At 67.3% G+C, this 26,345-nt stretch carries 25 protein-coding genes; 18 read left to right on the forward strand and 7 right to left on the reverse strand.

Going from position 1 to position 26,345, the window contains the following annotated elements; translation table 11 throughout:
* Window positions 1-33: 33 nt before the first annotated feature.
* Window positions 34-993 carry a hypothetical protein gene (locus tag PSEJ31_RS0105925; RefSeq protein ID WP_028914922.1) on the reverse strand — a complete coding sequence of 320 codons (960 nt, stop codon included), beginning with the start codon at window positions 991-993 and terminating at the stop codon, window positions 34-36.
* The gene (locus PSEJ31_RS0105930) at window positions 990-1,547 is read right to left on the reverse strand and encodes an RNA polymerase sigma factor (RefSeq protein WP_019400004.1); all 558 of its coding nucleotides are present in this window, start codon (window positions 1,545-1,547) and stop codon (window positions 990-992) included. Before PSEJ31_RS0105930 ends, PSEJ31_RS0105925 begins: the two co-directional genes overlap by 4 nt.
* A 299-nt stretch (window positions 1,548-1,846) precedes the next feature.
* On the opposite strand from PSEJ31_RS0105930, the gene PSEJ31_RS0105935 reads away from it, so the two are divergent.
* Entirely contained in the window at window positions 1,847-4,615 is a 2,769-nt protein-coding gene (locus PSEJ31_RS0105935; protein ID WP_037034639.1) for an EAL domain-containing protein, read from the forward strand.
* A gap of 10 nt (window positions 4,616-4,625) precedes the next feature.
* Here PSEJ31_RS0105935 and PSEJ31_RS0105940 read toward each other — a convergent pair whose 3' ends face one another.
* Window positions 4,626-6,053 (reverse strand): aldehyde dehydrogenase family protein, encoded by a 1,428-nt coding sequence (locus PSEJ31_RS0105940; RefSeq protein WP_028914924.1) that lies wholly within the window; start codon window positions 6,051-6,053, stop codon window positions 4,626-4,628.
* Between the two features lie 126 nt (window positions 6,054-6,179).
* Between PSEJ31_RS0105940 and ispG the strand changes: the two genes are divergently transcribed.
* Both ispG and PSEJ31_RS0105950 read left to right on the forward strand, forming a co-directional pair.
* The gene (gene ispG / locus PSEJ31_RS0105945) at window positions 6,180-7,448 is read left to right on the forward strand and encodes a flavodoxin-dependent (E)-4-hydroxy-3-methylbut-2-enyl-diphosphate synthase (RefSeq protein ID WP_019400007.1); all 1,269 of its coding nucleotides are present in this window, start codon (window positions 6,180-6,182) and stop codon (window positions 7,446-7,448) included.
* Window positions 7,429-8,130 carry a phosphatase PAP2 family protein gene (locus PSEJ31_RS0105950; RefSeq protein WP_026010801.1) on the forward strand — a complete coding sequence of 234 codons (702 nt, stop codon included), beginning with the start codon at window positions 7,429-7,431 and terminating at the stop codon, window positions 8,128-8,130. The genes ispG and PSEJ31_RS0105950 overlap by 20 nt, the downstream gene beginning before the upstream one ends.
* A 1-nt stretch (window position 8,131) precedes the next feature.
* Here PSEJ31_RS0105950 and PSEJ31_RS0105955 read toward each other — a convergent pair whose 3' ends face one another.
* A complete protein-coding gene (locus PSEJ31_RS0105955) occupies window positions 8,132-9,238 on the reverse strand; it encodes an SGNH/GDSL hydrolase family protein (RefSeq protein WP_050992271.1) in 1,107 nt (368 codons plus the stop codon).
* A 472-nt stretch (window positions 9,239-9,710) separates the two neighbouring features.
* On the opposite strand from PSEJ31_RS0105955, the gene PSEJ31_RS0105960 reads away from it, so the two are divergent.
* From PSEJ31_RS0105960 to PSEJ31_RS0106005, 12 genes are all read left to right on the forward strand, one after another.
* Window positions 9,711-10,832 (forward strand): Fic family protein, encoded by a 1,122-nt coding sequence (locus PSEJ31_RS0105960; RefSeq protein ID WP_019400010.1) that lies wholly within the window; start codon window positions 9,711-9,713, stop codon window positions 10,830-10,832.
* 87 nt (window positions 10,833-10,919) lie between these two features.
* Entirely contained in the window at window positions 10,920-11,138 is a 219-nt protein-coding gene (locus PSEJ31_RS16465) for a DNA-binding protein (protein ID WP_083852481.1), read from the forward strand.
* Window positions 11,122-11,685: a DUF6088 family protein gene (locus PSEJ31_RS15740; protein WP_050992272.1), complete on the forward strand. Its 564-nt coding sequence runs from the start codon at window positions 11,122-11,124 to the stop codon at window positions 11,683-11,685. The genes PSEJ31_RS16465 and PSEJ31_RS15740 overlap by 17 nt, the downstream gene beginning before the upstream one ends.
* Before the next feature lie 292 nt (window positions 11,686-11,977).
* Window positions 11,978-12,259 (forward strand): helix-turn-helix domain-containing protein, encoded by a 282-nt coding sequence (locus PSEJ31_RS16470; protein WP_084220814.1) that lies wholly within the window; start codon window positions 11,978-11,980, stop codon window positions 12,257-12,259.
* A 35-nt stretch (window positions 12,260-12,294) separates the two neighbouring features.
* Window positions 12,295-12,864: an Hsp20/alpha crystallin family protein gene (locus PSEJ31_RS0105970; RefSeq protein ID WP_028914925.1), complete on the forward strand. Its 570-nt coding sequence runs from the start codon at window positions 12,295-12,297 to the stop codon at window positions 12,862-12,864.
* An 85-nt stretch (window positions 12,865-12,949) separates the two neighbouring features.
* Window positions 12,950-15,799 carry a heat shock survival AAA family ATPase ClpK gene (clpK, locus tag PSEJ31_RS0105975; protein ID WP_028914926.1) on the forward strand — a complete coding sequence of 950 codons (2,850 nt, stop codon included), beginning with the start codon at window positions 12,950-12,952 and terminating at the stop codon, window positions 15,797-15,799.
* A 17-nt stretch (window positions 15,800-15,816) separates the two neighbouring features.
* Complete coding sequence (gene cls / locus PSEJ31_RS0105980) at window positions 15,817-17,247, forward strand: cardiolipin synthase (protein ID WP_026010804.1); 1,431 nt, start codon at window positions 15,817-15,819, stop codon at window positions 17,245-17,247.
* Between the two features lie 26 nt (window positions 17,248-17,273).
* Window positions 17,274-19,157, forward strand: a complete 1,884-nt coding sequence (ftsH, locus tag PSEJ31_RS0105985) for an ATP-dependent zinc metalloprotease FtsH (RefSeq protein ID WP_028914927.1) — start codon at window positions 17,274-17,276, stop codon at window positions 19,155-19,157.
* Window positions 19,154-19,594: a thioredoxin TrxC gene (gene trxC / locus PSEJ31_RS0105990; RefSeq protein ID WP_028914928.1), complete on the forward strand. Its 441-nt coding sequence runs from the start codon at window positions 19,154-19,156 to the stop codon at window positions 19,592-19,594. The genes ftsH and trxC overlap by 4 nt, the downstream gene beginning before the upstream one ends.
* A 75-nt stretch (window positions 19,595-19,669) precedes the next feature.
* Entirely contained in the window at window positions 19,670-20,170 is a 501-nt protein-coding gene (locus PSEJ31_RS0105995) for a phosphate-starvation-inducible PsiE family protein (RefSeq protein ID WP_037034643.1), read from the forward strand.
* Complete coding sequence (locus PSEJ31_RS0106000; protein ID WP_028914930.1) at window positions 20,148-21,113, forward strand: zinc metalloprotease HtpX; 966 nt, start codon at window positions 20,148-20,150, stop codon at window positions 21,111-21,113. The genes PSEJ31_RS0105995 and PSEJ31_RS0106000 overlap by 23 nt, the downstream gene beginning before the upstream one ends.
* A 24-nt stretch (window positions 21,114-21,137) precedes the next feature.
* Window positions 21,138-22,289: a trypsin-like peptidase domain-containing protein gene (locus PSEJ31_RS0106005; RefSeq protein ID WP_028914931.1), complete on the forward strand. Its 1,152-nt coding sequence runs from the start codon at window positions 21,138-21,140 to the stop codon at window positions 22,287-22,289.
* Between the two features lie 18 nt (window positions 22,290-22,307).
* Here PSEJ31_RS0106005 and PSEJ31_RS0106010 read toward each other — a convergent pair whose 3' ends face one another.
* From PSEJ31_RS0106010 to PSEJ31_RS0106020, 3 genes are all read right to left on the reverse strand, one after another.
* Window positions 22,308-22,775, reverse strand: a complete 468-nt coding sequence (locus tag PSEJ31_RS0106010; protein ID WP_028914932.1) for a lysozyme — start codon at window positions 22,773-22,775, stop codon at window positions 22,308-22,310.
* Window positions 22,772-23,029 carry a hypothetical protein gene (locus tag PSEJ31_RS15745; protein ID WP_232210984.1) on the reverse strand — a complete coding sequence of 86 codons (258 nt, stop codon included), beginning with the start codon at window positions 23,027-23,029 and terminating at the stop codon, window positions 22,772-22,774. The genes PSEJ31_RS0106010 and PSEJ31_RS15745 overlap by 4 nt, the downstream gene beginning before the upstream one ends.
* A protein-coding gene (locus PSEJ31_RS0106020) for an IS3 family transposase (RefSeq protein ID WP_232210995.1) occupies window positions 23,030-24,180 on the reverse strand; the annotation gives its coding sequence in 2 pieces (ribosomal slippage) (window positions 23,030-23,934 and window positions 23,934-24,180; 1,152 coding nt in all).
* Between PSEJ31_RS0106020 and PSEJ31_RS17320 the strand changes: the two genes are divergently transcribed.
* From PSEJ31_RS17320 to PSEJ31_RS0106040, 3 genes are read left to right on the forward strand one after another with little or no spacing between them, the layout of a single operon-like run.
* Window positions 24,067-24,540: a DUF2924 domain-containing protein gene (locus PSEJ31_RS17320; protein WP_198015035.1), complete on the forward strand. Its 474-nt coding sequence runs from the start codon at window positions 24,067-24,069 to the stop codon at window positions 24,538-24,540. The genes PSEJ31_RS0106020 and PSEJ31_RS17320 overlap by 114 nt on opposite strands.
* Window positions 24,537-25,892 (forward strand): recombinase family protein, encoded by a 1,356-nt coding sequence (locus tag PSEJ31_RS0106035; RefSeq protein ID WP_028914935.1) that lies wholly within the window; start codon window positions 24,537-24,539, stop codon window positions 25,890-25,892. Before PSEJ31_RS17320 ends, PSEJ31_RS0106035 begins: the two co-directional genes overlap by 4 nt.
* A complete protein-coding gene (locus PSEJ31_RS0106040) occupies window positions 25,889-26,320 on the forward strand; it encodes a hypothetical protein (RefSeq protein WP_028914936.1) in 432 nt (143 codons plus the stop codon). Before PSEJ31_RS0106035 ends, PSEJ31_RS0106040 begins: the two co-directional genes overlap by 4 nt.
* Window positions 26,321-26,345 lie beyond the last annotated feature (25 nt).

Consider the following 26,345-nt stretch of genomic DNA (forward strand, 5'->3'; position numbering starts at 1 on the left):
TCTAACCGGCGCGTGTGCACGCGCCGGTCGCACTCACGGCGCCTGTTCGAGCAACGGCCGCAGGTCCTCGGGCACTTCCAGCTGCGGGTGCTCGCGCACGAACCATTGCAGGCTCGCGCGTGCGCCTTCGATGTCGCCGTCGGCCTGCAGCCCGCGGATCCACTCCAGCCATTCCTGCGGATCGGCCAGGGCCATGGCCACCGGCGGTGGCCCGTCCTCGATCGCGGCCGCGGATACCGGCGCCGATGCCGGAGGCGGTGGCGGGGCGGCGATCGCCTGCCGCGGCGCCATCGCAGGCGCAGGGCGCATTGCACTGGCCTCCTGGCGGGAACGTTCGGCAGCGCGGCGCGCGGCCCCCTGCGCCTGGCGGGCGCGGGCCATGTCCTGCGCCGCACGCGCGGCTTCCGCGGCCGCGGCCACCTCGGCAGCTGGCGAGGCCGCGGGCGCCGGTTCCGCCATTGCCGCGACCGGCGCCGGAGCGGCCGGCAAGGGCGCGCGCGGCATCGCCACGGCAGCGTCGTCCGGTGGCGGCGGCGGCAGCTTGCGCGCGACCGCGGCGGCGGGGCGCTGCACCGCCGGGGTGGCGGCGGAATCCGCGGCACCCGCATCCGCGGCCGGCGCCGCCTCCTCTGCTGCCGGTGCATGCACGGCCTGCGCCGCGGCTGGTGCAGAGCGGTCGGCAGCCGCCGGCGCTGCCGCCGGCAACGCCTGGCCGGGCACCGGCGGTTCGCGCAACTGCCAGGCCACGCCGAACGCCAGCACCAGCGATGCCGCCAGCCCCAGCGGAGCAATCCAGCGCCGCCGCCGCGCACGCCGCCAGCCGCGGGCCACCGGCGCCGTGGCGGTTGCCGGGTGCGCAGGGGGAGCCGCGGCCTGGCGCGCCGCGGCGAGGATGCGTGCATCCAGTTGCGGCGACGGCCCCGGGCCGGCAGCCGCCTCGAGCTGGCGCCGCAGTTCCAGTTCCTCCGGGGTCAGGGGGGCGTGCCGGCTCATGCTTGCAGCCTCCCGCGCAGGCGGTCCATGGCATAGCGCAGCCGCGACTTCACCGTCTCCCGGCCGACCCCGGTGATGCGGCCGATCTCCTCCAGCGGCAGTTCGCCATGCAGGCGCAGCAGCAGCGCCTCGCGCTGCTCGGCCGGCAGCTCGTCCAGCGCCCGGTACAGGCGCGCGGCCTGCTGCGAACGGCTGGCGTGCCGCTCCGGGTCGTCCGGGTCCGCCAGCGCGGTGGTGCGCTCGTCGGCGTCGGCCGGCGCCGGCGGCCGGTGCTTCAGCGCGCGCCAGTGGTCGGCCAGTCGGTTGTGGGCGATGCGGTACAGCCAGGCCGCGAACGGCGCGTCCGGGCGCCAGCCGTCGCGTGCGGCCACCACCCGCTGCCACACGTCCTGGAACAGCTCCTCGGCCAGGGCGCGGTCATGCAGCTGGCCCAGCAGGAAGCGGAACAGCGGCAGGCGGTGGCGCGCGTACAGGGCCTCGAACGCGGCAACGTCGCCCGCGGCCCAGGCCTGCATCAGGATCTCGTCTCCGGGTGGGTCCACCGCCTGCTCCATGTGCGGCACCCTAGCGCGCCCGGCGCCGGACGCAAGCGGCACCGCGGCGGGCAGGGGCAGGGCGGCGGCGGGGCACGTGCTCATGTTGGATACAACGCACAGAACAGTGCGTTGGGGTCGAGAAATCGGCGGGGCGGACCGTTATGCTGGCGCCCGCCGTTGCCGGCAAGCTCGATCCAGGACAGATGATCCATTGCAGTGGCCTTGAGGGTGCGGCACCGGCCGCCGGTGCCGCCGTGCCCGATGGGCCCGGGCGGACCTGGGCCGTGCTTGCGTCCCTGCTGCCGGAGGCAGGGTGGATGGCCCTGGGCTGGCAGGCCGCGGGCCTGGCCACCTGCGCCGGTGCCAGCGACGGTGAGGCCTGGGCGCGGCTGCAGCAGGTGCTGGACGGCGGCCCGGTGCCCGACGGGGTCCTGGGCGCGGCCTGGGACGAGGGCGAGGCCCGGCTGGCCGCGCTGGCCGGGTGTCCGGACACGCTGGAACCGGCGCGCCGGCAGGCCTGGTGCGCGGCGGCGCGCACCCTGCTGGAAGCGGAGCTGCACGAGCGCCGGCTGCAGGCCCGGGTGCAGGAACTGGAACAGTCGCGGCGGCTGCAGCAGGCGCTGTACGAGATCGCCGACCTGGCCGGCGGCGAGGTCGAGATGCAGGAAGTGCTGGCGCGCCTGCACGGCATCATCGGCACGCTGATGTACGCGCCCAGTTGCTACATCGTCGAGTACGACGAGCGGCGCGGCAGCCTGCGCTTCCTCTATTACGCCGACGACCGCGACCCGCAACTGGCGGACGGCGGCCGCGAGTGGCCGGTGCAGGAGATGGCCGACAGCCTCACCCTGGCCCTGCTGCGCCACGGCCGCGCCCTGCGCGGGCCCTCGGCTGGGATCCGCCGCGCCCTGGGCCTGCCGCAGCGCAGCCGGCGCCATGGCTCGGACAGCCTGGACTGGCTGGGCGTGCCGCTGCGCCGCGGCGAGCGCGTATGCGGCGCGATCGTGGTGCAGAGCTACGACCGCGCCGGTTGCTACAGCGAGGAGGACCGCGCGCTGCTGGGCTTCGTCGCCCAGCACGTGCAGACCATGCTGGACCGGCGCCAGGCCCAGGTGGAACTGGAGCGCCGGGTGCTGGAGCGCACCCTGGAACTGGAACGGGCCAACCGCGAGCTGCAGGAGGAGGTGCTCGAGCGCCAGCGCGCCGAGCGCCTGCAGCACGCGCTGTACCGCATCGCTGAGATGGCGGTCAGTTCGCAGGGGCCGGAGCAGTACTACGCCAAGGTCCACGCCGCGGTGGACGACCTGCTGTACGCGCGCAACTTCTACATCGCCCTGCTCGCCGAGGACCAGCAGACCATCGAGTTCGTGTACTCGGTGGACCAGGGCGGCGACCACCGCCCGCCGCGGCGTACGGGCAAGGGCCTGACCGAGTACGTGATGCGCACCGGCACGACCCTGCTGGCGCACCGCGCGGACATCGACCGCCTGATCGCCGCCGGCGAGGTGCACGACCCCGGCCCGGTGCGGGCCAGCAGCTGGCTGGGCGTGCCGCTGCGCCGCGACGGCGAGGTGGTGGGCGTGATCGCGGTGCAGAGCTACGACCCGAAGATCAGCTTCAGCAGCGACGACGAACGCCTGCTCTCGTTCGTGGCCCACAACATCGGCACCGGCCTGGCCCGGCAGGCGGCGCAGGAACGGCTGCGCCTGGCCCATGCGGACCTGGAGCGGCGCGTGGCCGAGCGCACCAGCGAGCTGGAGCGGGCCAACGAGCAGCTGCTGGCGCAGATCGGCGAGCGCCTGCGCGCCGAGCAGCGGCTCACCCACCAGGCCCTGCACGACGCCCTGACCGGGCTGCCCAACCGCGCCTGCCTGCTGGATTCGCTGGGCGCCGCGCTGCGGCGCGCCGGCGATGGCGCCGGGCACGCCTTCGCCGTGCTGTTCCTTGACCTGGACCGGTTCAAGGTGGTCAACGACAGCATCGGCCACGCCGCAGGCGACGAGTTGCTGGTGGAGGTGGCGCGGCGGCTGGTGTCGGCCATGCGCCCCGGCGACGTGGTCGCGCGCCTGGGCGGGGACGAGTTCGCGGTGCTGGCCGCCTGCCCGGACGGGCACGATGAGGTGCGCGAGCTGGCGCGCCGGCTGCTGGGCGTGATCGGCCAGCCACTATGGGTTGCCGGCCGCGAACTGTTCCCCTCGGCCAGCATGGGCATCGCCCTGTGGCACCCGCGCTACCGCAGCGGCGAGGAGCTCCTGCGCGACGCCGACGCGGCCATGTACCGGGCCAAGAACGAGGGCCGCGACCGCTACGCCATGTTCGACGAGGCCATGCGCGAGCAGGCCGTGCGCAGCCTGGACCTGGAGGCGGACCTGCGCCGGGCGATCCAGCGCCGCGAGTTCATCCCGTACTACCAGCCGATCGTGCGCCTGGAGGATGGCGCGGTGGTCGGCCACGAGGCCCTGCTGCGCTGGCGCCACGAGAAGCGCGGCCTGCTGTCGCCGGCGGCGTTCATCGCCCTGGGCGAGGAGAGCGGGCTGATCGAGCAGGTCGACTGGCTGCTGTACGAGCAGGTGATTGAGGAGCTGGCGCGCGGCGGCAGCGGCTACATCTCGGTCAACGTCTCGCCGCGCCACTTCCGTTCGCCGGGTTTCGCCCGCCCCCTGCTGGGCCTGCTGGACGGCGCCGGCGCCGACCCGGCGCGGCTGCGCCTGGAGATCACCGAGGTGGCGCTGATGGACGACGCGCCGCGCATCCGGCGCATGCTCGACAGCCTGCGCGCGCGCGGCGTGGGCGCCTTGCTGGACGATTTTGGCACCGGTTTCTCCGCGCTGTCGTACCTGCACCGGTTCCCGATCCTGGGGCTGAAGATCGACCGCAGCTTCGTCGCCGGCCTGGACGCCGAGGGCGGGCGCGAGGAAAGCCTGGCCCTGGTGCGCGCGATCCTGGCGCTGTCGCACAGCCTGGGCATGGAGACGGTGGGCGAGGGCATCGAGACCGAGGCCCAGCGCGCCACCCTGCTGGAGCTGGGCTGCAGCGCCGGGCAGGGCTACCTGCTGGGCCGGCCCTCGGCCTGCCGGGTGCGCTGAGCGCGGCGGCTCAGCTGCGGATCACCAGCAGCCGGATCTCGCTCATGTCCTCGATGGCGTACTTGACGCCCTCGCGGCCGAAGCCGGAATCCTTCACCCCGCCGTAGGGCATGTTGTCCATGCGGAAGCTGGGCACGTCGCCGACCACCACGCCGCCGACCTGCAGCCGGTCCCAGGCGCGCATGGCGTGGTCCAGGCTGTCGGTGAACACGCCGGCCTGCAGGCCGAAGTCCGAATCGTTGGCCGTCTCCAGGGCCGAATCGAAATCCTCGAAGCGCTGCAGCAGCGCCACCGGGCCGAACGCCTCCTGGCGCTGCAGCTCGCAATGCGCCGGCACGTCCTCCAGCAGGGTCGCCTCGAGCATGTTGCCCTTGCGGCCGCCACCGACGACGACCTTCGCCCCGGCCTTGCGCGCCGACTCGATCCAGCCTTCCAGCCGGCGCGCCGCGTCCTCGTCGATCATCGGGCCGATGAAGGTCTTCTCGTCCTTCGGGTCGCCGGCGACGAAAGTGGCGATCTTCGCCGCCAGCTTGTCCTTCAGCGCGTCGTAGACGTCGGCGTGGGCCAGGATCCGCTGCACGCTGATGCAGCTCTGCCCGGACTGGTAGTAGGCGCCGAAGGCCAGGCGCTCGACCACGTGGTCCAGGCACCCGCCCTGGTCGGCGTCGACGATGCAGGCGGCGTTGCCGCCCAGCTCCAGGGTGACCTTCTTGCGCCCGGCGCGGGCTTTGAAGTCCCAGCCGATGAGGCCGCCGGTGAAGGACAGCAGCTTGATCCGGTCGTCCTCGACCAGCGGCGCGGCCACCTCGTTGTCGCAGGCGAACACCGAGAATGCGCCCCTGGGCAGGTCGGTCTCGGCCAGGATCTCGGCGATGATCAGTGCGCCCACCGGGGTCTTGCCGGCCGGCTTGAGCACGAACGGGCAGCCGGCGGCGATCGCCGGGGCCACCTTGTGCGCCACCAGGTTGAGCGGGAAGTTGAACGGGGTGATGAAGCTGCACGGCCCGATCGGCACCCGCTTCCAGATCCCGCGGTAGCCGCGGCCGCGCTCGGAGATCTCCAGGTTCACGGTCTGGCCCTCGATCCGCACCGCCTCCTCGGCGGCGATGCGGAAGGTGTCGATCAGGCGGGTGACCTCGCCGCGGGCGTCCTTGATCGGCTTTCCGGCCTCGATGCACAGGGCCAGGGCCAGCTCCTCGGCGCGCTCGCGGAAGCGGGCGGTGCAATGCTCCAGCACCGCCTGGCGGCGGAACGGGGGCAGGGCGGCCATGGCCGGGGCGGCCTCCACCGCCGCGGCGATCGCCCGCTCCACCGTGGCCGCGTCGGCCATGGCCACCCGGGTGGCGACCTCCCCGCTGTACTTGTCGCGGACTTCCAGGTCGGTATTGGGCGTTTCGGCGGCGTTGGCGACGTAGAGCGGGTAGCTGGGCTTGAGCATGGCGGTGTCCTGGGCGCGCGGGCCGGGTGCGACGAGTATGCCGCGGTCGGTGGCAAGGCCGCGTCGGCCGCCGGCCGGAATGCGCCGGTTCGGCCATGTTCGGCCGCGGGCGACTAGAATGCGCACATGCAGCACGATGCCGTCACCCAGCCCACGCCGCCGGCTTCCATCGGACCCTGGCCGCGCCGTCCCACCCGCCAGGTCAACATCGGCGGCGTGCCGGTCGGCGGCGGTGCCCCGGTGGTCGTCCAGTCCATGACCAATACCGACACCGCGGACGTGGCGTCCTCGGTCAAGCAGGTGGCCGAACTGTGGCGCGCCGGCTCGGAGCTGGTGCGGCTGACGGTCAACACCCCGGAGGCGGCCGCGGCGATCCCGCGGATCCGCGAGAAGCTGCTGATGATGGGCATCGACGTGCCCCTGATCGGCGACTTCCACTACAACGGCCACCAGCTGCTGGCCGCCGAGCCGGCCTGCGCCGAGGCGCTGGCCAAGTACCGGATCAACCCGGGCAACGTCGGCTTCGGCAAGAAGAAGGACACCCAGTTCGCCGCGATCATCGAGAAGGCGATCGAGTACGGCAAGCCGGTGCGCATCGGCGCCAACTGGGGCTCGCTGGACCAGGCCCTGGCCGCGCGGCTGATGGACGAGAACAGCCAGCGCGCCGAACCCTGGGACGCCGGCCGGGTGCTGCGCGAGGCGCTGATCCGCTCGGCGGTGGATTCGGCCGACCGCGCGGTGGAGCTGGGCCTGCCGGCCGAGCGCATCGTGCTCAGCTGCAAGGTCAGCGGCGTGCAGGAGCTGATCGCGGTGTACCGCGACCTGGCTGCGCGTTGCGACTACGCCCTGCACCTGGGCCTGACCGAGGCCGGCATCGGCAGCAAGGGCATCGTGGCCTCCGCCGCGGCGCTGGCGGTGCTGCTGCAGGAAGGCATCGGCGACACCATCCGCATCTCGCTGACGCCGGAGCCGGGCCAGCCGCGCACCCAGGAAGTGGTGGTGGCGCAGGAGCTGCTGCAGACCACCGGCCAGCGCGCCTTCACCCCGATGGTCACCGCCTGCCCGGGCTGCGGCCGCACCACCAGCACCTTCTTCCAGGAGCTGGCCAAGACCGTGCAGGAACACGTGCGGGCGAAGATGCCGGAATGGCGCGTGTCCCACCCCGGCGCCGAGAACCTGACCCTGGCGGTGATGGGCTGCGTGGTCAACGGCCCGGGCGAGTCGCGCCATGCCGACATCGGCATCTCCCTGCCGGGCACCGGCGAGGCGCCCTCGGCGCCGGTGTTCGTGGACGGGGAAAAGAAGGTCACGCTCAAGGGCGAGAACATCGCCGCCGAGTTCGTGGCCCTGATCGACGAGTACGTCGAGACCCGGTATGCCCGGAAGGCCGGCTGAGCCGCCTCCGGGAGACTCCGCGGCGCCGGTGCTGCCGCCGCGCCGCAGGCTGGGCCTGCTGCTGTTGCTGTTCCTCGGGGTGCTGGCCCCGCTGTGGCTGTTCGCCGAGCTGGCCGACGAGGTCCACGAGCTGGAGGAAATGGTGCACGCCGACGAGGCGCTGCTGCGCTGGCTCAACGGCCTGGCCGGGCCGCGCCTGGACGCGTTCTTCGTCGCCGTCACCCATGCCGGCTACGAGTACGGGGTGATCCCGCTCGACGTGCTGCTGTCGCTGGTCCTGCTGCTGAAGAGGAAGTGGCGCGAGGCGGCCTTCGCCACGGTGTCCTTCGTCGGTTCGGCGCTGCTGAACCTGGCCGCCAAGCACAGCTTCCAGCGCGCGCGCCCGGACCTGTGGGAATCGATCGCCCCGGAGACCACCTTCAGCTTCCCCAGCGGCCATGCCATGGGCTCGATGACCCTGGCCATGGTCGCGATCCTGCTGGCGTGGCGCACCCGCTGGCGCTGGCCGGTGGCGGTGGCGGCGGTGGCGTTCGTGCTGCTGGTGGGTCTGTCGCGCCTGTACCTGGGCGTGCATTACCCCTCCGACGTCATGGCCGGCTGGGCCGCGGGCCTGGCCTGGGTCGCGGGCACCTACCTGGTGCTGTTCCGCGCGCGCCGGCCGTGGCGCAGGCGCGCGCACTGAGTCAGTCCACGGGCGTTTCCCAGGGCGGGGGCAGGGCATCGATGTGCGCCACCAGCGCGTCGCGCAGGCGGGCATGGTCGGCCGCCGATGGATGCCAGTGGCAGGCCTGCATGTCCAGGCCGTCGACCGGCAGGAAGCTGATCCGGTGCTCGCCCTCGCGCTGCAGGGTTTCGACGACCTGGCGCGCGTGCTCGCGGATTTCCCCCTCGAAGAAGCCGGTGGCCCACAGCACGAAGTGCGCCTGCGGCCAGCGTGCACGCAGCTGGCGTACGAAGCCGGCATACGTGCGCACGTAATCGGCACGCAGGGCGGCGCGGTCGGCCCAGGGTTCGCCCTCGTGCAGTGCGGTGGAAAAGTCGTTGGTGCCCAGGGCGATCACCACCAGCTGCGGCTGCCAGGAGGCGTCGTTGTCGGGGTGTTCGTGCGAGAGCAGCAGGTAGGGCCAGGCGACGGGCAGGGTGTCGCCATCGTGGCCGTCGTAGTTGCGGACCACGCCGCGGCCGGAAATGGCATTGATCCGGTAGTCCGCGCCGTAGTGCTTCGCCACCTGCGGGCCGAAGGCTGCGCTGGTGTCGGTCGTTGCATCGACCTCCTCGCTGCTGCATTCGCGGTGGGTGGAGATGCTGCCGTAGCCGACCGTATGCGAGTCGCCGATGAACTCGATCCGGCGTGCCCGCAGCGGCATCGGCGCCGGCTTGCTCCCTTCCGGCAGCAGGAAGCCGCCGAAGACATGCACGCTGGACTGGCTTTCGCTCGCCGTTTCCAGGCGAAGCTGGTGCCGGCCCGGGGCCAGTCCGGTCACGCGGTAGCGCCCCGGCGTGGCCTGGCGCAGCGTGTCGATGCGCTCGCCGTCCACCAGCACGTGCAGGGCCAGCGGCGGATGAACCAGCTCGAATACGGCCTCGCTGCCATCGAATGCGGTCTCGAAGTAGACGCCGGGCCACTGGTGGGCGATGCCTTGCGGATGCGGCGCGGTGCGGCCGCCCACGTTCGCGGCAATGCGTTGGCCGGTGGCGGCGGGATCGGGGAACACCCGCATCCCGGCATGGGATGGGGCGGAAACGAGGCCCGCCAGCAGGGCGAGGGCGATCCAGGGACGGGGTGCCATGGCGTTCCTTTCCGTGCCGCGACCGGCGAGGCGGCGAGCATCGCAGCGGAAGCCGGAAAAGAACAAGGCCCGGGGGTTGCCCGGGCCTTGTCTGGAATATTGGTGGTGGGGCGGCAGCCCGCGCCAAACGACCGTTGAAGAAAGTACGCGATACCGGCGTTCCGGCAAGTTGATAAGTCCTGCTGGCTGCTGCGAAAAGCGGGGGTTGACAGGCCAGAGGCAGCGGACGATCAAGCGGTTTTTCCCGTGGATCGGTCACCGATATGGCCGTTCAAATTCGTATGCTTCTCTGGTCCGGTTCGATTCCGGAATCGGGAATTGAACCCGCGTCCGTCCTCCCGACCAAGAGCACACCCATTCACACCCATTCCGGGGTAAGGCAGCCCGGGGTGCGGGGAATCGCACCTTCTATCGCCGCATTATATGCGGTGAATAACTTGCGCATGCGGAGAATGAAGCCCATAATCTCCGCATGAACAGCGGCGATTACAAGTACATCTGGCAGGCCAGTGACTGGCCGGACTGGCGCTTCGACCTGGCGGCGCTCGCTGGCCCTATGGCGGATGTGAGTCGTGCTCAAGGGCTCTTGCTGGGGCGTCTGGCCGACGTGGGCATGGCGCTGCGCGATCAGGCCAGCCTGGCGGCGCTCACCGAAGACGTGGTCAAGACCAGCGAAATCGAGGGCGAGCAGCTCAACGTCGAGTCCGTGCGCTCAAGCATCGCTCGCCGGCTGGGCGTCGACATCGGGGCGTTGGCTCCAGTCGATCGTCATGTCGAAGGCGTGGTGGAGATGGTGCTCGACGCCACGGTCAACTGCGCGGCGCCGGTGACCCGCGAGCGGTTGTTCGGCTGGCACGCGGCGCTCTTTCCCACTGGTTACTCCGGCCTCTCCAGGATCAAGGTCGGCAGTTGGCGCGACGACGCCAGTGGCCCCATGCAGGTGGTTTCCGGCCCCATCGGCCGCCAGCGCGTGCATTTCGAGGCGCCGCCCGCCGATCGACTGGAGACCGAGACAGGTCGTTTCCTCGAATGGGTCAATGCGGACTCGGGTGAGCCACCGCTCGTCAAGGCGGGGCTTGCCCATCTGTGGTTCGTGACCTTGCACCCGTTCGACGACGGCAACGGCCGTATCGCCCGGGCCATCGGCGACCTGCTGTTGGCGCGCGCCGACGGCAGCCCGCAGCGCTTCTACAGCCTGTCGGCGCAGATCCAGCGGGAGCGCAAGGCCTACTACGATATTCTGGAGGGCACCCAGAAGCGGTCCATGGACGTCACCGAGTGGCTGGCCTGGTTCCTCGACACCCTGCATCGCGCCGTCGATCAGGCGCAGCACACCCTCGATGCCGTGCTGACCAAGGCACGCTTCTGGCAGCACTGGGCAGCCACACCTTTGAACGAGCGACAGGTGAAATTGCTCAACCGGCTACTCGATGGCTTTGAAGGTAAGCTCACCAGCAGCAAGTGGGCGGCGATCGCCAAGTGCTCGCCAGACACGGCGCTGCGCGACATCAACGACCTGCTCGCGCGCGGCGTGCTGCGGAAATCGAATGCGGGCGGGCGCAGTACCAGCTACGAGCTGAACGATCTCCCGTAGTAACCGCGCGTCTTCTGAATTGACCTGGCTGGCGGACCGAACAGCGCCTTCATGGACTCCTGCCAACTCATGCGGAAGGAGACCAAGATGGACGTCGTTCACCTCAATCAAAAACAACTGGCCGCCCGCTGGAGTATCAGCGAAGCCACCCTCGAACGCTGGCGTAGCGTGGGAATTGGGCCGAAATTCCTGAAACTCTGTGGTCGGGTGATTTACCGCCAAGTCGACATCGAAGCCTACGAGGAGTCGTGCCTGCAGATATCAACCAGCCAGTCTGCGGTCGTTGCCCATGGCCAAACAAGCTGAGATCGTCAGCCGCTGGATCGATGCGCAGCCGGAGGGCGCCTTGCTCAGGAGCCTGGACCTGGAGCACTTGGTCAATCGCGATCAAGCGTCGCGGCAGTTGGTTCGCTTGGCACGGCATGGGCGTTTGAGGCGCGTGGCGCGCGGCATGTACGTCGCCGTGACGGCCAGCCGCTTCGGTTCAGTCCCGCCGCCCGCCGACAAACTGGTCCAGTCCCTCACGCGCATCACGGGGCACGCCATCGTCCGTCATGGCGCGGCTGCGGCCAGTGCCCTGGGGCTGACCACGCAGGTCCCCGTCCGACAGATCTACCTGACCGACGGCCGCGCGCGGACGCTCAATCTCGGCAAGCAGGTCATCGAGATCCGCCGTGCCCCCAGGTGGATGTTGGTGCTGGGCGATAGTCTCGCCGGTGATGTCGTCATAGCCCTTGAATGGCTTGGCCCGGACCTCGCCGAAACCACGTCGGCAAGTTGGTTGGGCGCATCGGGCGGGATGACTGGAACGCCGTGCTCGAAACCAGGACTCACCTGCCGGCGTGGATGGTAGTGGCAATCCAGAAAGGTCTTCCCGCGTCGGCACTTGTTCCGTTTCGTCGGTAGATGTCGACAAGTACCGACGTTTCGAAACACGGCGGCATCCGCTCCCGATTAAACCTTTGCCTATCGCCGGATCGGACTGCCCCAGCACACCCTCTCTGGAAATTTGAGTCACATCATTCGCCAAGCAGATCGCGGGATGTTGACTCTTGACTTCCTGCATGTTAGGCGCAATGTTCTTGCAAGGTTTTGCAAAAAATCCTCGATTGAGGCTGTACGAAGGCGGAACTTGTGGGGGTGATATGACAGCGCGCCAGCAGGCGATTTTCACACTCGACGAGTTGGCTGCCTACTTGAAAGTCGGCAAGCGGACGCTTTACCGGCTCGCCTCGCACGGGGAGATTCCGGCCTTCAAGGTCGGCGGGACGTGGCGGTTTCGTCAAAGTGAAATCGATCGATGGATCAATGATCAGATCCAAGCAGGCAGAAAGAAGGAGGTGATACGCACAGATGAGCAGCCAAAGTCAGCGGAACACTCCGTGTCGTCTGGGCGCGCTGTCCGTCGCCGCAGGCAAACGGCGTGAGCGAGAGTCTTCAATTTTTCTTCTGGAGGTGTGACATGGACATTGATTTCAAGCAATTGGCTCCCTGGAACTGGTTCAAGAAGGAGCAGGAAGAACAACAGAGCACTGCCTCGCTGCCGATGCAGCGCAATGACCTGCCGGTGGCGGGTGGGCCGGTCAGCCCCATCCTGCAATTGCATCGCGAGATCGATCGCCTGTTCGACGACGCGTTTCGAGGCTTCGGTTTCCCGACGCTGGCCATGCCACGCTGGCCGTCGGAGTGGCCGGGCCTGCTGAAACCGGCGCTGGACATCCAGGAGACCGACAAGCAGTACAAGATCGCCCTGGAAGTGCCCGGCGTCGAGGAAAAAGACATCCAGATCACGCTCGAGAACGACGTGCTGCTGGTGCGCGGTGAAAAGCGTCAGGAGCAGGAAACGAAAGACGGCGGTTTCCACCGGGTGGAGCGCTCCTACGGCAGCTTTCAGCGCGCTCTGAACCTGCCGGCCGATGCCAACCAGGACACGATCAAGGCCGCTTTCAAGAACGGCGTGCTCACGATCACGATGGAAAAGCGCGAGGCCAGTACGCCCAAGCAGGGGCGCTCGATCCCGATCAACGGCTGACGCGGGGCAGCGCGTTTTTCTCAAAAACCACAAAGAGATGACCGTGATCGGCGGGGCCTCGTCAGATCTTTACAGGAGCATCAGCATGGCCAGAAAACAATGCCAAGTCTGCGGCCAACCCGCCACGGTGCGGGTGGAAGCCAATCTCAATGGTCGCCACAGCACCATGCTGTTGTGTGACGATCACTATCGCCAACTGGTGCGCCAGCAAAAGCGCACCGTCTCACCGCTGGAAGCCTTGTTCGGCTCGCGCAGCGGGCTGTTCGAAGACTTCCTTGGCAGCGACTTCTTCCGCATCGGTGACGACGCACCGTCCATGGCGGCCGATACCGACGAGGTCGTCGATGCCTCGTTCGGCGAACCCGCCCCGGCCGGTACGGGCACCGCGCGCCGTCGCGGCAGTGGGCTCGCCAGCCGTATCAGCGAACAGTCCGAGGCCCTATTGCAGGAGGCCGCCCGACACGCTGCAGAGTTCGGGCGCGCCGAAGTCGATACCGAACACCTGCTGCTGGCGCTATCCGGCAGCGACGTGGTCAAGACCATCCTGGGGCAGTTCAAGATCAAGGTCGATGACCTCAAGCGCCAGATCGAATCCGAAGCCAAGCGCGGCGATAAGCCGTTCGAGGGCGAGATCGGCGTGTCGCCCCGGGTCAAGGACGCGCTCAGCCGTGCTTTCGTGGCCTCCAACGAACTCGGCCACTCTTATGTCGGGCCGGAGCATTTCCTGATCGGGCTCGCCGAGGAAGGCGAAGGTTTGGCGGCCAACCTGCTGCGCCGTTACGGCCTCACGCCACAAGCGCTGCGCCAGCAGGTAAGCAAGGTGGTCGGCAAAGGGGCCGAGGATGGCCGCGCCGAGACGCCGACCAACACGCCCGAGCTGGATAAATACTCGCGCGACCTCACCAAGATGGCGCGCGAGGGCAAACTCGATCCAGTCATCGGCCGTGCGCAGGAGATCGAGACCACCATCGAGGTGCTGGCCCGGCGCAAGAAAAACAATCCGGTGCTGATCGGCGAGCCCGGCGTCGGCAAGACCGCCATCGTCGAAGGGTTGGCGCAGCGCATGGTGGCCGGCGAAGTGCCTGAGACGCTGCGCGACAAGCGCCTGGTGGAACTCAACATCAATGCCATGGTGGCTGGCGCCAAGTACCGGGGCGAGTTCGAGGAGCGCGTGCAGAAGGTGCTCAAGGAAGTGACCGAGCACCAGGGCGAGCTGATTCTCTTCATCGACGAGGTGCACACCATCGTCGGTGCAGGCCAGGGTGGCGGCGAAGGCGGGCTGGACGTGGCCAACGTGTTCAAGCCGATGATGGCGCGCGGCGAACTGAACCTGATCGGCGCCACCACGCTCAACGAGTATCAGAAGTACATCGAGAAGGACGCCGCGCTGGAGCGTCGCTTCCAGCCGGTGATGGTGCCCGAGCCGACGGTAGCGCAGACCATGATGATCCTGCGCGGCCTGCGCGACACCTTCGAGGCGCACCACAAGGTCAGCATCACCGAGGATGCGATTATCGCCGCCGCCGAGTTGTCGGACCGCTACATCACCGCGCGCTTTTTGCCTGACAAGGCCATCGACCTGCTCGACCAGGCGGCCGCACGCGTGAAGCTGTCGGCCACGGCCCGCCCGGTGGCGGTGCAAGAGCTGGAGTCCGAACTGCACCAGCTACGGCGTGAGCAGGACTATGTGGCCTCGCGCAAGCAGTACGACAAGGCCGCCGAGCTGGGCAAGCGCATCGAGGCCAAGGAGACTGAACTCAAGAAGCTCGTCGAGGAATGGGAACGCGAGCGCGCCTCGGGCAGCGCCGAAGTCAAGGCCGAGCATGTCGCGCAGATCGTCTCGCGTCTGACCGGCATTCCGGTCAACGAGCTGACGGTGGAAGAACGCGAGAAGCTGCTGCATCTGGAGCAGCGGCTGCACGAGCGCCTGGTGGGCCAGGACGAAGCGGTGCGCGCGGTGGCCGATGCCGTGCGGTTGTCGCGCGCGGGCCTGCGCGAAGGCAGCAAGCCGGTGGCGACTTTTCTGTTCCTCGGGCCGACCGGCGTGGGCAAGACCGAGCTCGCCAAGGCGCTGGCCGAGTCCATCTATGGCGATGAAGGTGCGCTGCTGCGCATCGACATGTCCGAGTACGGGGAACGCCATACCGTGGCACGCCTGGTGGGCGCGCCTCCGGGTTATGTGGGCTATGACGAGGGCGGCCAGCTCACCGAGAAGGTGCGTCGCAAGCCCTACAGCGTGTTGCTGCTGGACGAGATCGAGAAGGCTCACCCCGACGTCTACAACATCCTGCTGCAGGTGTTCGACGACGGGCGGCTCACCGACGGCAAGGGCCGGGTGGTGGATTTCACCAATACCATCATCATCGCCACCTCGAACTTGGGCTCGGACATCATCCAGCGTCGGCTGAAGGCCCGTGGCGCCGCCGGCGAAGAATACGAGAAGACCAAGGCCGAGGTGATGGACGTGCTGCGCGGACACTTCCGCCCCGAGTTCCTCAACCGCATCGACGAAATCATCGTCTTCCACGCGCTGGGCAAGGAGGAGATCCGCCATATCGTCGGCCTGCAGCTCGATCGTGTGGCCCGCAACGCCGCCAGCCAGGGCGTGACGCTGACCTTCGACCAGACCTTGATCGATCACTTCGCGGAGGAAGGCTACAAGCCCGAGTTCGGCGCGCGTGAGCTCAAGCGGCTGATCCGCAGCGAGCTGGAGACGGCACTGGCGCGCGAGATGCTGGGTGGCGGTATCGGCAAGGCCGATCACGTCAGCGCCCGCTGGGACGACAAGGCCGAACGGGTGGTCTTCGAGCGCCAGGAGCCACCCGCGAAGTCGGCCGAGCCTGAGAAGCCCGATGCCGCGAACGCGGCCGAGACGCCGCCTAGCGACGCGAGCAAGCCTGCGCGCAAGAAGAAGTCAGCGGGCGGCGAATCTTGAGTCATGAGGAGGCTGTCGTGTCCGACCCCAACGGGCTGACATGGGCAGCCACCCTCGTGTCGCTGGCGGTCGCTATCCCCACAGCGGGGCACGCGGTCATCTACAAGCGTGACCCTCGATCGGCCACGCTGTGGGTACTGCTGATCGCCTTGTTGCCGCTGGGCGGTTCGCTGCTGTATGGGCTGTTCGGCATCAACCGTTACCAGCGGCGGGCGCGGCGGCTCTTCTCGGGGGCAGATCCTGCTGCTCGGCAGGACCTCTCGCCCACGATGCCCGAGGCTGTATCGCCGCCGCTTGCCGGTCTGGCCCACCTAGTGGGACGCGCCACCGGCCAGTCGCTGACCGGCGGCAACCGCATCGAGCCGCTTGTCGATGGCGAGCAGGCCTACCCGGCCATGCTCGCCGCCATCGAATCGACGCGGTACAGCGTCGCCTTGACCTCGTACATCTTCGACAGCCAAGGCATCGGGGCGCAGTTCGTCGATGCGCTGCGCCGGGCTCATGAGCGCGGCGTGCAAGTACGGGTGCTGATCGACGACGTGTATGCCCGCTGGACGCCCCGCAGCGCCTACCGCGCCTTGCAGCGCGCCGGCGTTCCGGTGGCGACGTTCAACCCGACGTTGATTCCCGCGCGCCTGCATGCCGCTCATCTGCGCAATCACCGCAAGCTGCTGGTGATCGATGGCGAGACGGGTTTCACCGGCGGCATGAACATCGTCAGCCCGTATTGGCGGCCCGATGCGCCGGAGCAGGCCTGTCACGATTTGCACTTTCGTCTGCGCGGGCCGGTGGTTGCGCATCTGATGCGGTGCTTCACCGACGATTGGTGCGATACCACGGGCGAGCGGCTCAACGAGGGTTTCTGGGGCGAACCGCCCGCAACGGCTGATGAGCAAGGAACCTCTTGGGCGCGCGGCATCGAGGCCGGTCCCGATGAGGCCCTGGACCGGCTGCGCTGGACCTTCATGGGCGCTTTGAGCGCGGCGAAGCATTCGGTGCGCATCTGGACACCTTACTTCGTGCCCGATCAGCCGATGATCGCGGCGCTGAGCACGGCCGCGTTGCGCGGCGTGCGCGTCGAGGTGCTGACGCCCGCAAACGGCGACCATCCCACGGTGCAATGGGCCGCGCGCGCCCACTACTGGCAGGTGCTGGAGCACGGTGTACGCATCTTCGAACGGCCTGGCCCGTTCGACCACAGCAAGCTGATGCTGATAGACGGCCAGTGGTGCTGCCTGGGTTCGGCCAATTGGGATGCGCGCAGCCTGCGCCTCAACTTCGAGTTCAATGTGGAGGTGTACGACACCGCGCTGTCTACGCGGCTGGAATCCCTTTTTGATGCCGCCCGTGATGCATCGAACGAGATATCGGCCATGGCGTTGCGCGCCCGCCCGCTGGCCATCCGCTTGCGCGACGGGGTGGCCCGTCTGTTCACCCCCATTCTCTAGCGGCACGACTTGCGAGGAACATTGCCATGGAAAAGAAAGATCAATGGAACATTGGCTACTGGATCGTCGCCGGCCTGTTGCTGCTGACGCTGCAGAACTACTGGCAGGCGGCCAAGACCGTCGAGCCCGTGCCCTACAGCGAATTCGAGAAGGCGCTGGCCGAGGGGCGCGTCGCCGAAGTGCTGGTGTCGGACCGCACGGTCACCGGGCGCCTGAAATCGCCGGACAGCCAGGGCAAGACCACCATCGTGGCCACTCGCGTCGAACCCGACCTGGCCGAGCGGCTGTCCAAGTACGACGTGCCTTACGCGCGGGTGGTGGAAAGCACCTGGCTACGTGATGTGCTCTCCTGGATTCTGCCGGCGGTGGCCTTCTTCGGCGTCTGGTTCTTCCTGTTCCGCCGCTTCGCCGAGAAGCAGGGCATGGGCGGCTTCCTGAGCATCGGCAAGAGCCGCGCCAAGGTGTTCATGGAGAAGAACACCGGCGTCACCTTTGCCGATGTCGCGGGTGTCGATGAGGCCAAGGCCGAGCTGGTCGAAATCGTCGACTTCCTGAAGAACCCGCAGGATTACGGCCGCCTCGGCGCGCGCATCCCGAAAGGTGTGTTGCTGGTTGGCCCGCCCGGCACGGGCAAGACCCTGCTGGCCAAGGCCGTGGCGGGCGAGGCCGGGGTACCGTTCTTCTCTATCTCCGGCTCGGAGTTCGTCGAGATGTTTGTCGGCGTGGGCGCGGCGCGGGTGCGCGACCTGTTCGAGCAGGCGCGCGGGCAGGCGCCGGCCATCATCTTCATCGATGAACTCGACGCGCTGGGCCGTGCACGCGGCGTCGGCGGGCCCATCGGCGGCCACGACGAGCGTGAGCAGACGCTCAACCAGCTGCTCACCGAGATGGACGGCTTCGACAGCTCGGTGGGGCTGATCATCCTCGCCGCCACCAACCGGCCCGAAATCCTCGACCAGGCGCTGCTGCGCGCCGGTCGCTTCGACCGTCAGGTGCTGGTGGACCGGCCCGACAAGAAAGGTCGCCTGGATATCCTGAAGGTCCACGTCAAGAAGGTGACGCTGGCTCAGGATATCGATCTCGAACAGGTGGCGGCGCTGACCACCGGCTTTTCCGGCGCTGATCTGGCCAATCTCGTGAACGAAGCAGCGCTGAACGCGACGCGGCGCAAGGCGCAGGCTGTGGAACTGCAAGACTTCACCGCCGCCATCGAGCGCATCGTGGCCGGCCTGGAAAGGAAGAACCGTGTGCTCAATCCGAAGGAGCGGGAAACCGTGGCCTATCACGAGATGGGGCATGCGCTGGTGGCGCTGGCGCTGCCCGGCACCGATCCGGTACACAGGATTTCAATCGTTCCGCGTGGCATCGGTGCACTCGGCTACACCCTGCAGCGGCCCACCGAAGACCGATTTCTGATGACACGTGCCGACCTGGAGCACAAGATCGCCGTGCTCCTGGGAGGGCGCGCGGCTGAGAAGCTCGTGTTTGGCGAGCTGTCCACAGGGGCTTCAGACGATCTCGCGCGGGCCACCGACATCGCCCGCGACATGATTACGCGCTTCGGCATGGATGAGGGCTTGGGGTACGTTGCTTTTGAGGCACAGAGGCCGCGTTTTCTTGATGCGCCTGAACTGGTACAGGGTGGCTGCCGGGTAGCCGAATCGACTCAGACACGCATCGACCAAGCCATCCGTGACATCGTGATGGGTGTGTTTGATCGTGCATACCGAATTCTCGAAATCAACCGAGAAGTGCTGGAGCGGTGCGCGCGCGAACTGCTCGCACGGGAAACGCTGGATGAATACAGCATCCGGCAACTGACACAAGGGCTACAGCTCGAATCCCCATGTCACAGCGACCCAACTGCCGGAGCCATTACTTCCTCTGTGTCCCAAGGGGCCACCTCATGAGTGACAGCATTCATATCGTCTGCCCACACTGCCAATCCATCAATCGCGTGCCAGCCAACAAGTTGGCAGAGAAGCCCAATTGCGGGCGGTGCCAGCACCCGCTGTTCACCGGAGAACCCATTGATCTGACCACAGCGACCTTCGCCCGTCATCTGGAGCGCAGTGACCTGCCGCTGCTGGTTGACTTTTGGGCGCCGTGGTGCGGACCGTGCAAGATGATGGCGCCTCAGTTCGAGCAGGCAGCCTCCCTGCTTGAACCCAAGGTGAGGTTGGCCAAGGTAAATACCGAGGCCGAGCCTCACCTGGCCGCCCAGTTCGGTATTCGCAGCATTCCAACCCTGATTTTGTTCCGAGGGGGGCATGAGGTTGCACGTCAGGCGGGCGCCACGGGCGCGCAGGACATTATGCGCTGGGTGGCTTCGCAATTGCCCCGATGATTCAGGTGCAATCGAGTCGTCTTCTCGGACTCCCCGTTCCATTAACGTTTCATTGAAAGAGGGAGCGCAACGCTTATGCATAAAGAATCTGGCCACACGGCCCTTGACGAGATGCGCTCCCAGTGGCGGTTGATGACGGTTTACGAGCGCTTCGAGCAGGTCGTCGCCCTCGTTCTGTCGGCGGTAATTGCCGTCATCATCGTGGTGTCGCTGTTCCAGCTCATCGCCATCGTCTTCACGCTGCTGGTCCTCGATGCCTTCAATCCCCTGGATCACAAGGTATTCCAGAGTGTGTTCGGCATGATCATGACGCTCTTGATCGCGATGGAGTTCAAGCATTCCATCGTGCGCGTGGCGCTGCGTCGGGACAGCATCATCCAGGTCAAGACCGTGATCCTCATCGGCCTGATCGCGCTGGCGCGCAAATTCGTGATCCTCGACGCCGAGGCGAGCCCTGGCAAGATCGCCGCGCTTGCAGGAGCCACACTGGCGCTCGGTGCCACTTACTGGCTGCTGCGCGAGCGCGACGACCGCGCCGCCAAGACATCTGAGCATGATCCGTCATCATCCCAGTGACCCGCGCGCGGCGTTGTTGCAACACCGCTGGCTCAACCGCCTGCAGACTGGGCTGTTGGTCCTGACCCTGATCGGGATCGCAGCCACCGCAGGAAGCCTGCTGTTCGGGGAAAGCGGCCTGTGGCTCGCGCTGTTTGCAGTTGCAGGCACGCTGTTGCTGGAACCGGCAGCCGCATCCGCCTTGACCTTGCGCCTGTACCGCGCACGCGCTTTGCGCCCGCACGAAGCCCCGGAAATTTGGGCTCTGTTGCGCGAGCTGTCCGCCCGTGCCGGTTTGCCCGCCACGCCGGTGCCGCACTACGTGCCCAGTGCCGTCGTCAACGCCTTCGCCACCGGCTCGAAGCAGCATGCATCGATCGCCCTCACCGATGGCCTGCTGCGCAACCTGAGTTCGCGCGAACTGGCGGGTGTGCTCGCGCACGAGGTCGCGCACATCGCTAATGAGGATCTGCGTGTCATGGGGCTGGCGGATTCCGTCAGTCGCCTCACGAGCCTGCTGGCTATGGTCGGACAGATCGCTATTGTGTTCAGCTTGCCCGCACTGCTGGCCGGCGCGGTGGCGGTCAATTGGCCTGGACCGCTTCTGCTGGCCGCCTCGCCCCAGCTGGCCCTGCTCGCACAGCTCGGCTTGTCTCGCGTGCGTGAGTTCGACGCTGACCGCCTCGCGGCGGAACTGACCGGCGACCCGCAAGGGCTGGCGTCCGCGCTGGCGAAGATCGAGCGGGTCAGTCGCTCCTGGCGTGCCTGGCTGTGGCCGGGATGGGGCAATCCCGAGCCTTCCTGGTTGCGCACCCATCCGGCAACGCAAGATCGTATCTCACGCCTGCTGACGTTGGCGCCTGGACCAGCAACAGCCTTGCCGTTTCACGCGCCCCATTTCTTGCCGGAATCCGCTGTGACGCCGCGCCCGCCGCGCTGGCGCCCGAGCGGGCTATGGCGCTGATTGCCTATCAACAGGAGACTTCTCATGGCCTACCCCGACCCGTACGGTCGCCCGCCACAGGACCACTTTATCCGTCGCTGGCTCTTCATCACCGCCTGCATTGCCGCGCTCATGCTGCTGTGGCAGTTTCTGCCCGCCATCGAGGACTGGTTCAGTCCGCGCGAGGCGGCAGAACGGACTGTGACGGCGCGCGGCGACCTGGCGGCGGACGAGAAAGCCACCATCGAACTGTTCGAAAGATCGCGCGCCTCGGTGGTCTACATCACCACCGCGCAATTGGTACGCGATGTCTGGACGCGTAACGTCTTCTCCGTGCCGCGTGGCACCGGCTCGGGCTTCATCTGGGACGACGCCGGCCACGTCGTCACCAACTTCCACGTCATCCAGGGCGCGTCCGAAGCCACCGTCAAACTGGCCGACGGCCGCGACTACCAGGCCGCGCTGGTGGGGGTAAGCCCAGCGCACGACATCGCTGTGCTCAAGATCGGCGTCGGTTTCAAGCGCCCGCCGGCCGTGCCGGTCGGCACCAGTGCCGACCTCAAGGTGGGTCAGAAGGTGTTCGCTATCGGCAACCCCTTCGGCCTGGACTGGACGCTCACCACCGGCATCGTCTCCGCGCTCGACCGCTCGTTACCCGGAGAAGCGGGCGGCCCGGCCATCGATCACCTCATCCAGACCGACGCCGCCATCAACCCTGGCAACTCCGGTGGGCCGCTGCTCGATTCGGCAGGAAGGCTCATCGGCATCAACACGGCGATCTATAGCCCCTCCGGCGCCTCGGCCGGGATTGGTTTCGCCGTGCCGGTGGACACCGTCATGCGCGTAGTCCCGCAACTCATCAAGACTGGTAAGTACATCCGTCCGGCGCTGGGCATTGAGGTGGACGAACAACTCAATCAGCGCCTGCTGGCGCTGACTGGAAGCAAGGGCGTGTTCGTGCTGCGTGTTACCCCTGGTTCGGCAGCGCACAAGGCCGGCCTCGCGGGTGTCGAAGTCACGTCGCAAGGCATCGTGCCCGGCGACCGCATCATCGGTGTTGATGGCAAGGCGACAGACGATGTGGCTAAGCTGCTCGCGCGGCTAGACGACAGGAAGGTCGGCGATGTGGTGGTCTTGTCAGTGGAACGGGCCGGCAAAACGCGCGAAGTGCGTGTGGAGCTGCAACCGGGGATTTGATCGAGTCGACCCGGCCTATCAGGCGGCGCGGAGCAGGCAAGTCGCCTCGGCCTCCCGCCGCGTGACAAGTCCCGGCAGCACCTTGCCACCGCCAAAGACCCAGCGCCGCAGCTCGGTTGCGGCGCTGGGCCAGTCGCGCTGATTGACTCGCCTCCGTAGCGTCGACGTCTGCAGCCGCCCCGCGCCGAGGTTGAACGTGAAGTCCACGATGGCGGCGAGCCTGCTCTCGGGTTCGGTGGCCAGCACCGGGCAGTAGCGCAGCGTTGCGGCGAGTGCCGTCTGCAGATCTCGAACCAGATATACCTCGGCTTCGGCCTCGCTGATCGGTGGGTGCTTCGGATCGCAGAGATGGCCGTAACCAATCGTCCAGAAACCTGCGGGGCACACGTAGGGGATGGCACTGATTTCCGTGCCGCGCTTCACCTTGCGTTCAAACCCTTCGAAGCGCTTGGCCAGTTCGATGGCCGCCCGCGGGACCGGAATCATGCGCGCACCCGGTCGAAGACGCGGCCGAGGAACCAGAAGTTCAGCACGCCGGCCCATAGGGCTTGGTCGGCGTCGGTCCAGGCGGCCTGGATGGCCGGAATCCATCCGACGCCTGCATCGACCGCGCCGACGAAGGCGGCGGTCTTGGCCGCGCAGTACAGCGCCATGAACCAATAGGTGATCACCGGCCGCACGCTGATGGACAGTGCATCGGCCCATTTGGCGCGGTGGACCGGCCAGATTTCCGTAGACACTCAGTCGCCGTTCTGCGCGTAGCGCCTCTCAAACTCTACCGGTGACAGTCCGCCAGCGGAACCATGTCGGCGGATGGGGTTGTAGAACATCTCGATGTAGTCGAACACGTCCGATGCCGCAGTGGCCCGTGTCGGGTAGATCCTTCGCTTGATCCGCTCCTTCTTCAAGACGCTGAAGAAGCTCTCGGCCACCGCGTTGTCATGGCAGTTCCCGCGACGACTCATGCTCGGCACCATCCGGTGAGCCTTCAGGAACGACTGCCAATCGCTGCTGGTGAACTGACAGCCCTGGTCGGAGTGGACCATCACGCCCGGTCCCGGCTTGCGACGCCATGCCGCGGCGACCAGCGCCTGCAGCACCAGATCGCTGGTCATCGTCGGTGCCGTGGCCCAGCCCACGATCTGGCGCGAATACAGGTCCATCACTGCCGCCAGGAACAGCCAGCCCTCGTAAGTGCGAATGTAGGTGATGTCCGTGACCCAGATCTTGTTCGGGGCCTCTGGCGTGAAGTCCCGGTTGAGTACATTGGTCACCAGGCCCACGGGGCCGCCGCGATGGCGCGGCTTGCGGCCATACCCGACCTGCGCACGCAGGCCCTCGGCCTTCATCAAGCGCAGGACACGGTGCCGGCTACAGTGCTCGCCAGCCTCGCGCAGATCCAGGGTGATCTTGCGATAGCCATACACTGTCCCGCTGGCCAGCCAGTGATGCTTGATCAGGCCCAGCAGACGCTGATCCTCACGTTCGCGAGTGCTGGCGCCGTGGCGCAGCCAGGCGTAATAGCCGCTGCGTTGCACACCCAGCACCCGGCACATCGCCACCAGACGGAACTCGCGGACGTGCGCACGCATGAACGCGTACTTCGCCCTTACCCCTTGGCAAAGTACGCGGCGGCTTTTTTTAGGATGTCGCGCTCCTCGGTCACCCGCCGCAGCTCGGCCTTGAGCCGGCGGATCTCGGCTGAGTCGGTCGGCGCTACTGCAGCACCGGATGCCGGTGTCGCCTTCCTGGCGGCCTGCACCCATCCATAGAGCGTGTGCTTGGGAATGCCGATCCGGGAGGCGACGTCCACCACCGTGAAGCCACGCTCGATCACCTGCTTCACCGCTTCGGCCCGGAACTCATCCGTGTACTGCTTGCTGTTGCCCATAAACACCTCGGTCATTGCCATCAATTATGGCGTCCGGATGTCTACGAAAGGCTGGCCGGTCCACTGCTGGATCGCAACAAGCGGCGGATCGCCGATCTGGTGGAAACCGGCAAGGTCAGGAAGCACGACCGCGATTATCGGCCGGCGGCCGGCACGGTGCTGACCCGGGAATACAAGGGCGTCGAGTACAGGGTTGTCGCGACCGCCGATGGTCAGTACGAATTCCAGGGGCGCACCTTCGCCAGCCTTTCGATGATCGCCCGCGAGATCACGGGCACACGGTGGTTCGGTCCGCTGTTCTTCGGACTCAAGCCGTCGGCCAATCCCAAGTCCGGCACTAGGAAGGGAGGCCGGCGATGAGCGAAGTCTTGAAGCGTCGCATGCGCTGCGCGGTCTACACGCGCAAGTCCACGGACGAGGGCCTGGACCAGGAATACAACTCCATCGATGCGCAGCGCGACGCGGGCCATGCCTACATCGCCAGCCAGCGCGCCGAGGGCTGGATTCCAGTTGCCGACGATTACGACGATCCCGCGTTCTCGGGCGGCAACATGGACCGGCCGGCGCTCAAACGGATGTTGGCGGATATCGAGGCCGGCAAGATCGATGTGGTTGTCATCTACAAGATCGACCGTCTGACACGCAGTCTGGCGGACTTCTCCAAGATGGTCGAAGTGTTCGAGCGGTATGGGGTGTCCTTCGTCTCGGTCACGCAGCAGTTCAACACCACCACCTCGATGGGGCGGCTGATGCTGAACATCCTCCTGTCCTTCGCCCAGTTCGAGCGGGAGGTGACCGGCGAGCGTATTCGCGACAAGATCGCCGCCAGTAAGCGCAAGGGCATGTGGATGGGCGGCGTGCCGCCACTTGGCTACGACGTCGAGAACCGCCGGCTGGTCCCGAACGAAAGCGAGGCCAAGCTGGTCCGCCACATCTTCCGCCGTTTCGTCGAGCTCGGCTCCAGCACGATGCTGGTCAAGGAGTTGAGGCTGGACGGCGTGACGTCGAAATCCTGGACCACGCAGGACGGCAAGGTCAGGGAAGGCAAGCTGATCGACAAGAGTTTGGTGTACAAGCTGCTCAACAACCGCACCTACCTCGGCGAACTGCGCCACAAGGAGCAGTGGTACCCGGCCGAGCATCCGCCGATCATCGACCGGGAGCTGTGGGATCAGGCTCACGCCATCCTGGCCACCAACGGCCGGGTCCGCGGCAATACCACGCGGGCGACCGTGCCCTATCTGCTCAAGGGCATCGTGTTCGGCAACGATGGTCGGGCGCTGTCGCCCTGGCACACCACGAAAAAGAACGGGCGCCGCTATCGCTATTACGTCCCGCAACGAGACTGCAAGGAATATGCGGGAGCGTCCGGGTTGCCGCGCCTGCCGGCCGCCGAACTGGAATCGGCGGTGCTCGACCAGTTGCGCGCGATCCTGCGCGCGCCCGATCTTCTGGGCGCGGTATTGCCGCAGGTGATCAAGCTCGACCCGACCTTGGATGAAGCGCAGGTCACGGTGGCCATGACCCGGCTCGGCGCGATCTGGGATCAGCTGTTCCCGGCCGAGCAGAGCCGGGTCGTCCGGCTGCTGGTTGAGAAAGTCATCGTGTCGCCCAACGATCTCGAGGTGCGGCTGCGCGCCAACGGCATCGAGCGTCTGGTGCTGGAGCTGCGTCCTGAGCCCGTCAAGCAGACGGAGGAGGCGTTGGCATGAGCGATATCCGCATCCAGAAGACCGGCGAGCCGGACATCCTCCAGACGAGTGACGGCCGGCTGACCCTGTCGGTGCCGATCCAGATCAAGCGGCGCAGCGGGCGCAAGCTGATCACGCTGCCGAACGGCGAAACCGCTCCCGTAAGGCCGTGGGATATGACACCGACGCCGCTCCAGTTGGCGCTGGCCAGGGGGCACCGCTGGCTGGCCATGCTGGAGTCGGGGGAAGCGACGTCACTGAAGGAGATCGCCGCGCGGGAGGAGATCGACAACAGCTACGTGAGCCGGATGGTCAACCTGACCACGCTGGCACCGGACATCGTGGCCGCGATCCTGGACGATACGCTGCCGAATCACGTCACCCTGTTTGATCTGGCGTCGGGGACGCCGCTGTTGTGGGATGAGCAGCGAGCCATCATCGATCGCTGATTGCCGCCGGCTCTGACCCTTCAGG

It is taken from the genome of Pseudoxanthomonas sp. J31, from assembly GCF_000510725.1.
GTDB lineage: Bacteria > Pseudomonadota > Gammaproteobacteria > Xanthomonadales > Xanthomonadaceae > Pseudoxanthomonas.

Coding starts and splice junctions, on each gene's coding strand:
- PSEJ31_RS15740 (WP_050992272.1), top strand. CDS start 11,122: ATGGCCAAACAAGCTGAGATCGTCAGCCGCTGGATCGATGCGCAGCCG.
- PSEJ31_RS0105960 (WP_019400010.1), top strand. CDS start 9,711: ATGAACAGCGGCGATTACAAGTACATCTGGCAGGCCAGTGACTGGCCG.
- PSEJ31_RS0106000 (WP_028914930.1), top strand. CDS start 20,148: ATGATCCGTCATCATCCCAGTGACCCGCGCGCGGCGTTGTTGCAACAC.
- PSEJ31_RS0105925 (WP_028914922.1), bottom strand. CDS start 993: ATGAGCCGGCACGCCCCCCTGACCCCGGAGGAACTGGAACTGCGGCGC.
- trxC (WP_028914928.1), top strand. CDS start 19,154: ATGAGTGACAGCATTCATATCGTCTGCCCACACTGCCAATCCATCAAT.
- PSEJ31_RS0105950 (WP_026010801.1), top strand. CDS start 7,429: ATGCCCGGAAGGCCGGCTGAGCCGCCTCCGGGAGACTCCGCGGCGCCG.
- ispG (WP_019400007.1), top strand. CDS start 6,180: ATGCAGCACGATGCCGTCACCCAGCCCACGCCGCCGGCTTCCATCGGA.
- PSEJ31_RS0106010 (WP_028914932.1), bottom strand. CDS start 22,775: ATGATTCCGGTCCCGCGGGCGGCCATCGAACTGGCCAAGCGCTTCGAA.
- PSEJ31_RS0105940 (WP_028914924.1), bottom strand. CDS start 6,053: ATGCTCAAGCCCAGCTACCCGCTCTACGTCGCCAACGCCGCCGAAACG.
- PSEJ31_RS0105955 (WP_050992271.1), bottom strand. CDS start 9,238: ATGGCACCCCGTCCCTGGATCGCCCTCGCCCTGCTGGCGGGCCTCGTT.
- PSEJ31_RS0105995 (WP_037034643.1), top strand. CDS start 19,670: ATGCATAAAGAATCTGGCCACACGGCCCTTGACGAGATGCGCTCCCAG.
- PSEJ31_RS0105970 (WP_028914925.1), top strand. CDS start 12,295: ATGGACATTGATTTCAAGCAATTGGCTCCCTGGAACTGGTTCAAGAAG.
- PSEJ31_RS0106035 (WP_028914935.1), top strand. CDS start 24,537: ATGAGCGAAGTCTTGAAGCGTCGCATGCGCTGCGCGGTCTACACGCGC.
- clpK (WP_028914926.1), top strand. CDS start 12,950: ATGGCCAGAAAACAATGCCAAGTCTGCGGCCAACCCGCCACGGTGCGG.
- PSEJ31_RS16465 (WP_083852481.1), top strand. CDS start 10,920: ATGGACGTCGTTCACCTCAATCAAAAACAACTGGCCGCCCGCTGGAGT.
- PSEJ31_RS16470 (WP_084220814.1), top strand. CDS start 11,978: ATGACAGCGCGCCAGCAGGCGATTTTCACACTCGACGAGTTGGCTGCC.
- ftsH (WP_028914927.1), top strand. CDS start 17,274: ATGGAAAAGAAAGATCAATGGAACATTGGCTACTGGATCGTCGCCGGC.
- PSEJ31_RS0105930 (WP_019400004.1), bottom strand. CDS start 1,547: ATGGAGCAGGCGGTGGACCCACCCGGAGACGAGATCCTGATGCAGGCC.
- PSEJ31_RS0106005 (WP_028914931.1), top strand. CDS start 21,138: ATGGCCTACCCCGACCCGTACGGTCGCCCGCCACAGGACCACTTTATC.
- PSEJ31_RS0106040 (WP_028914936.1), top strand. CDS start 25,889: ATGAGCGATATCCGCATCCAGAAGACCGGCGAGCCGGACATCCTCCAG.
- PSEJ31_RS0105935 (WP_037034639.1), top strand. CDS start 1,847: ATGGCCCTGGGCTGGCAGGCCGCGGGCCTGGCCACCTGCGCCGGTGCC.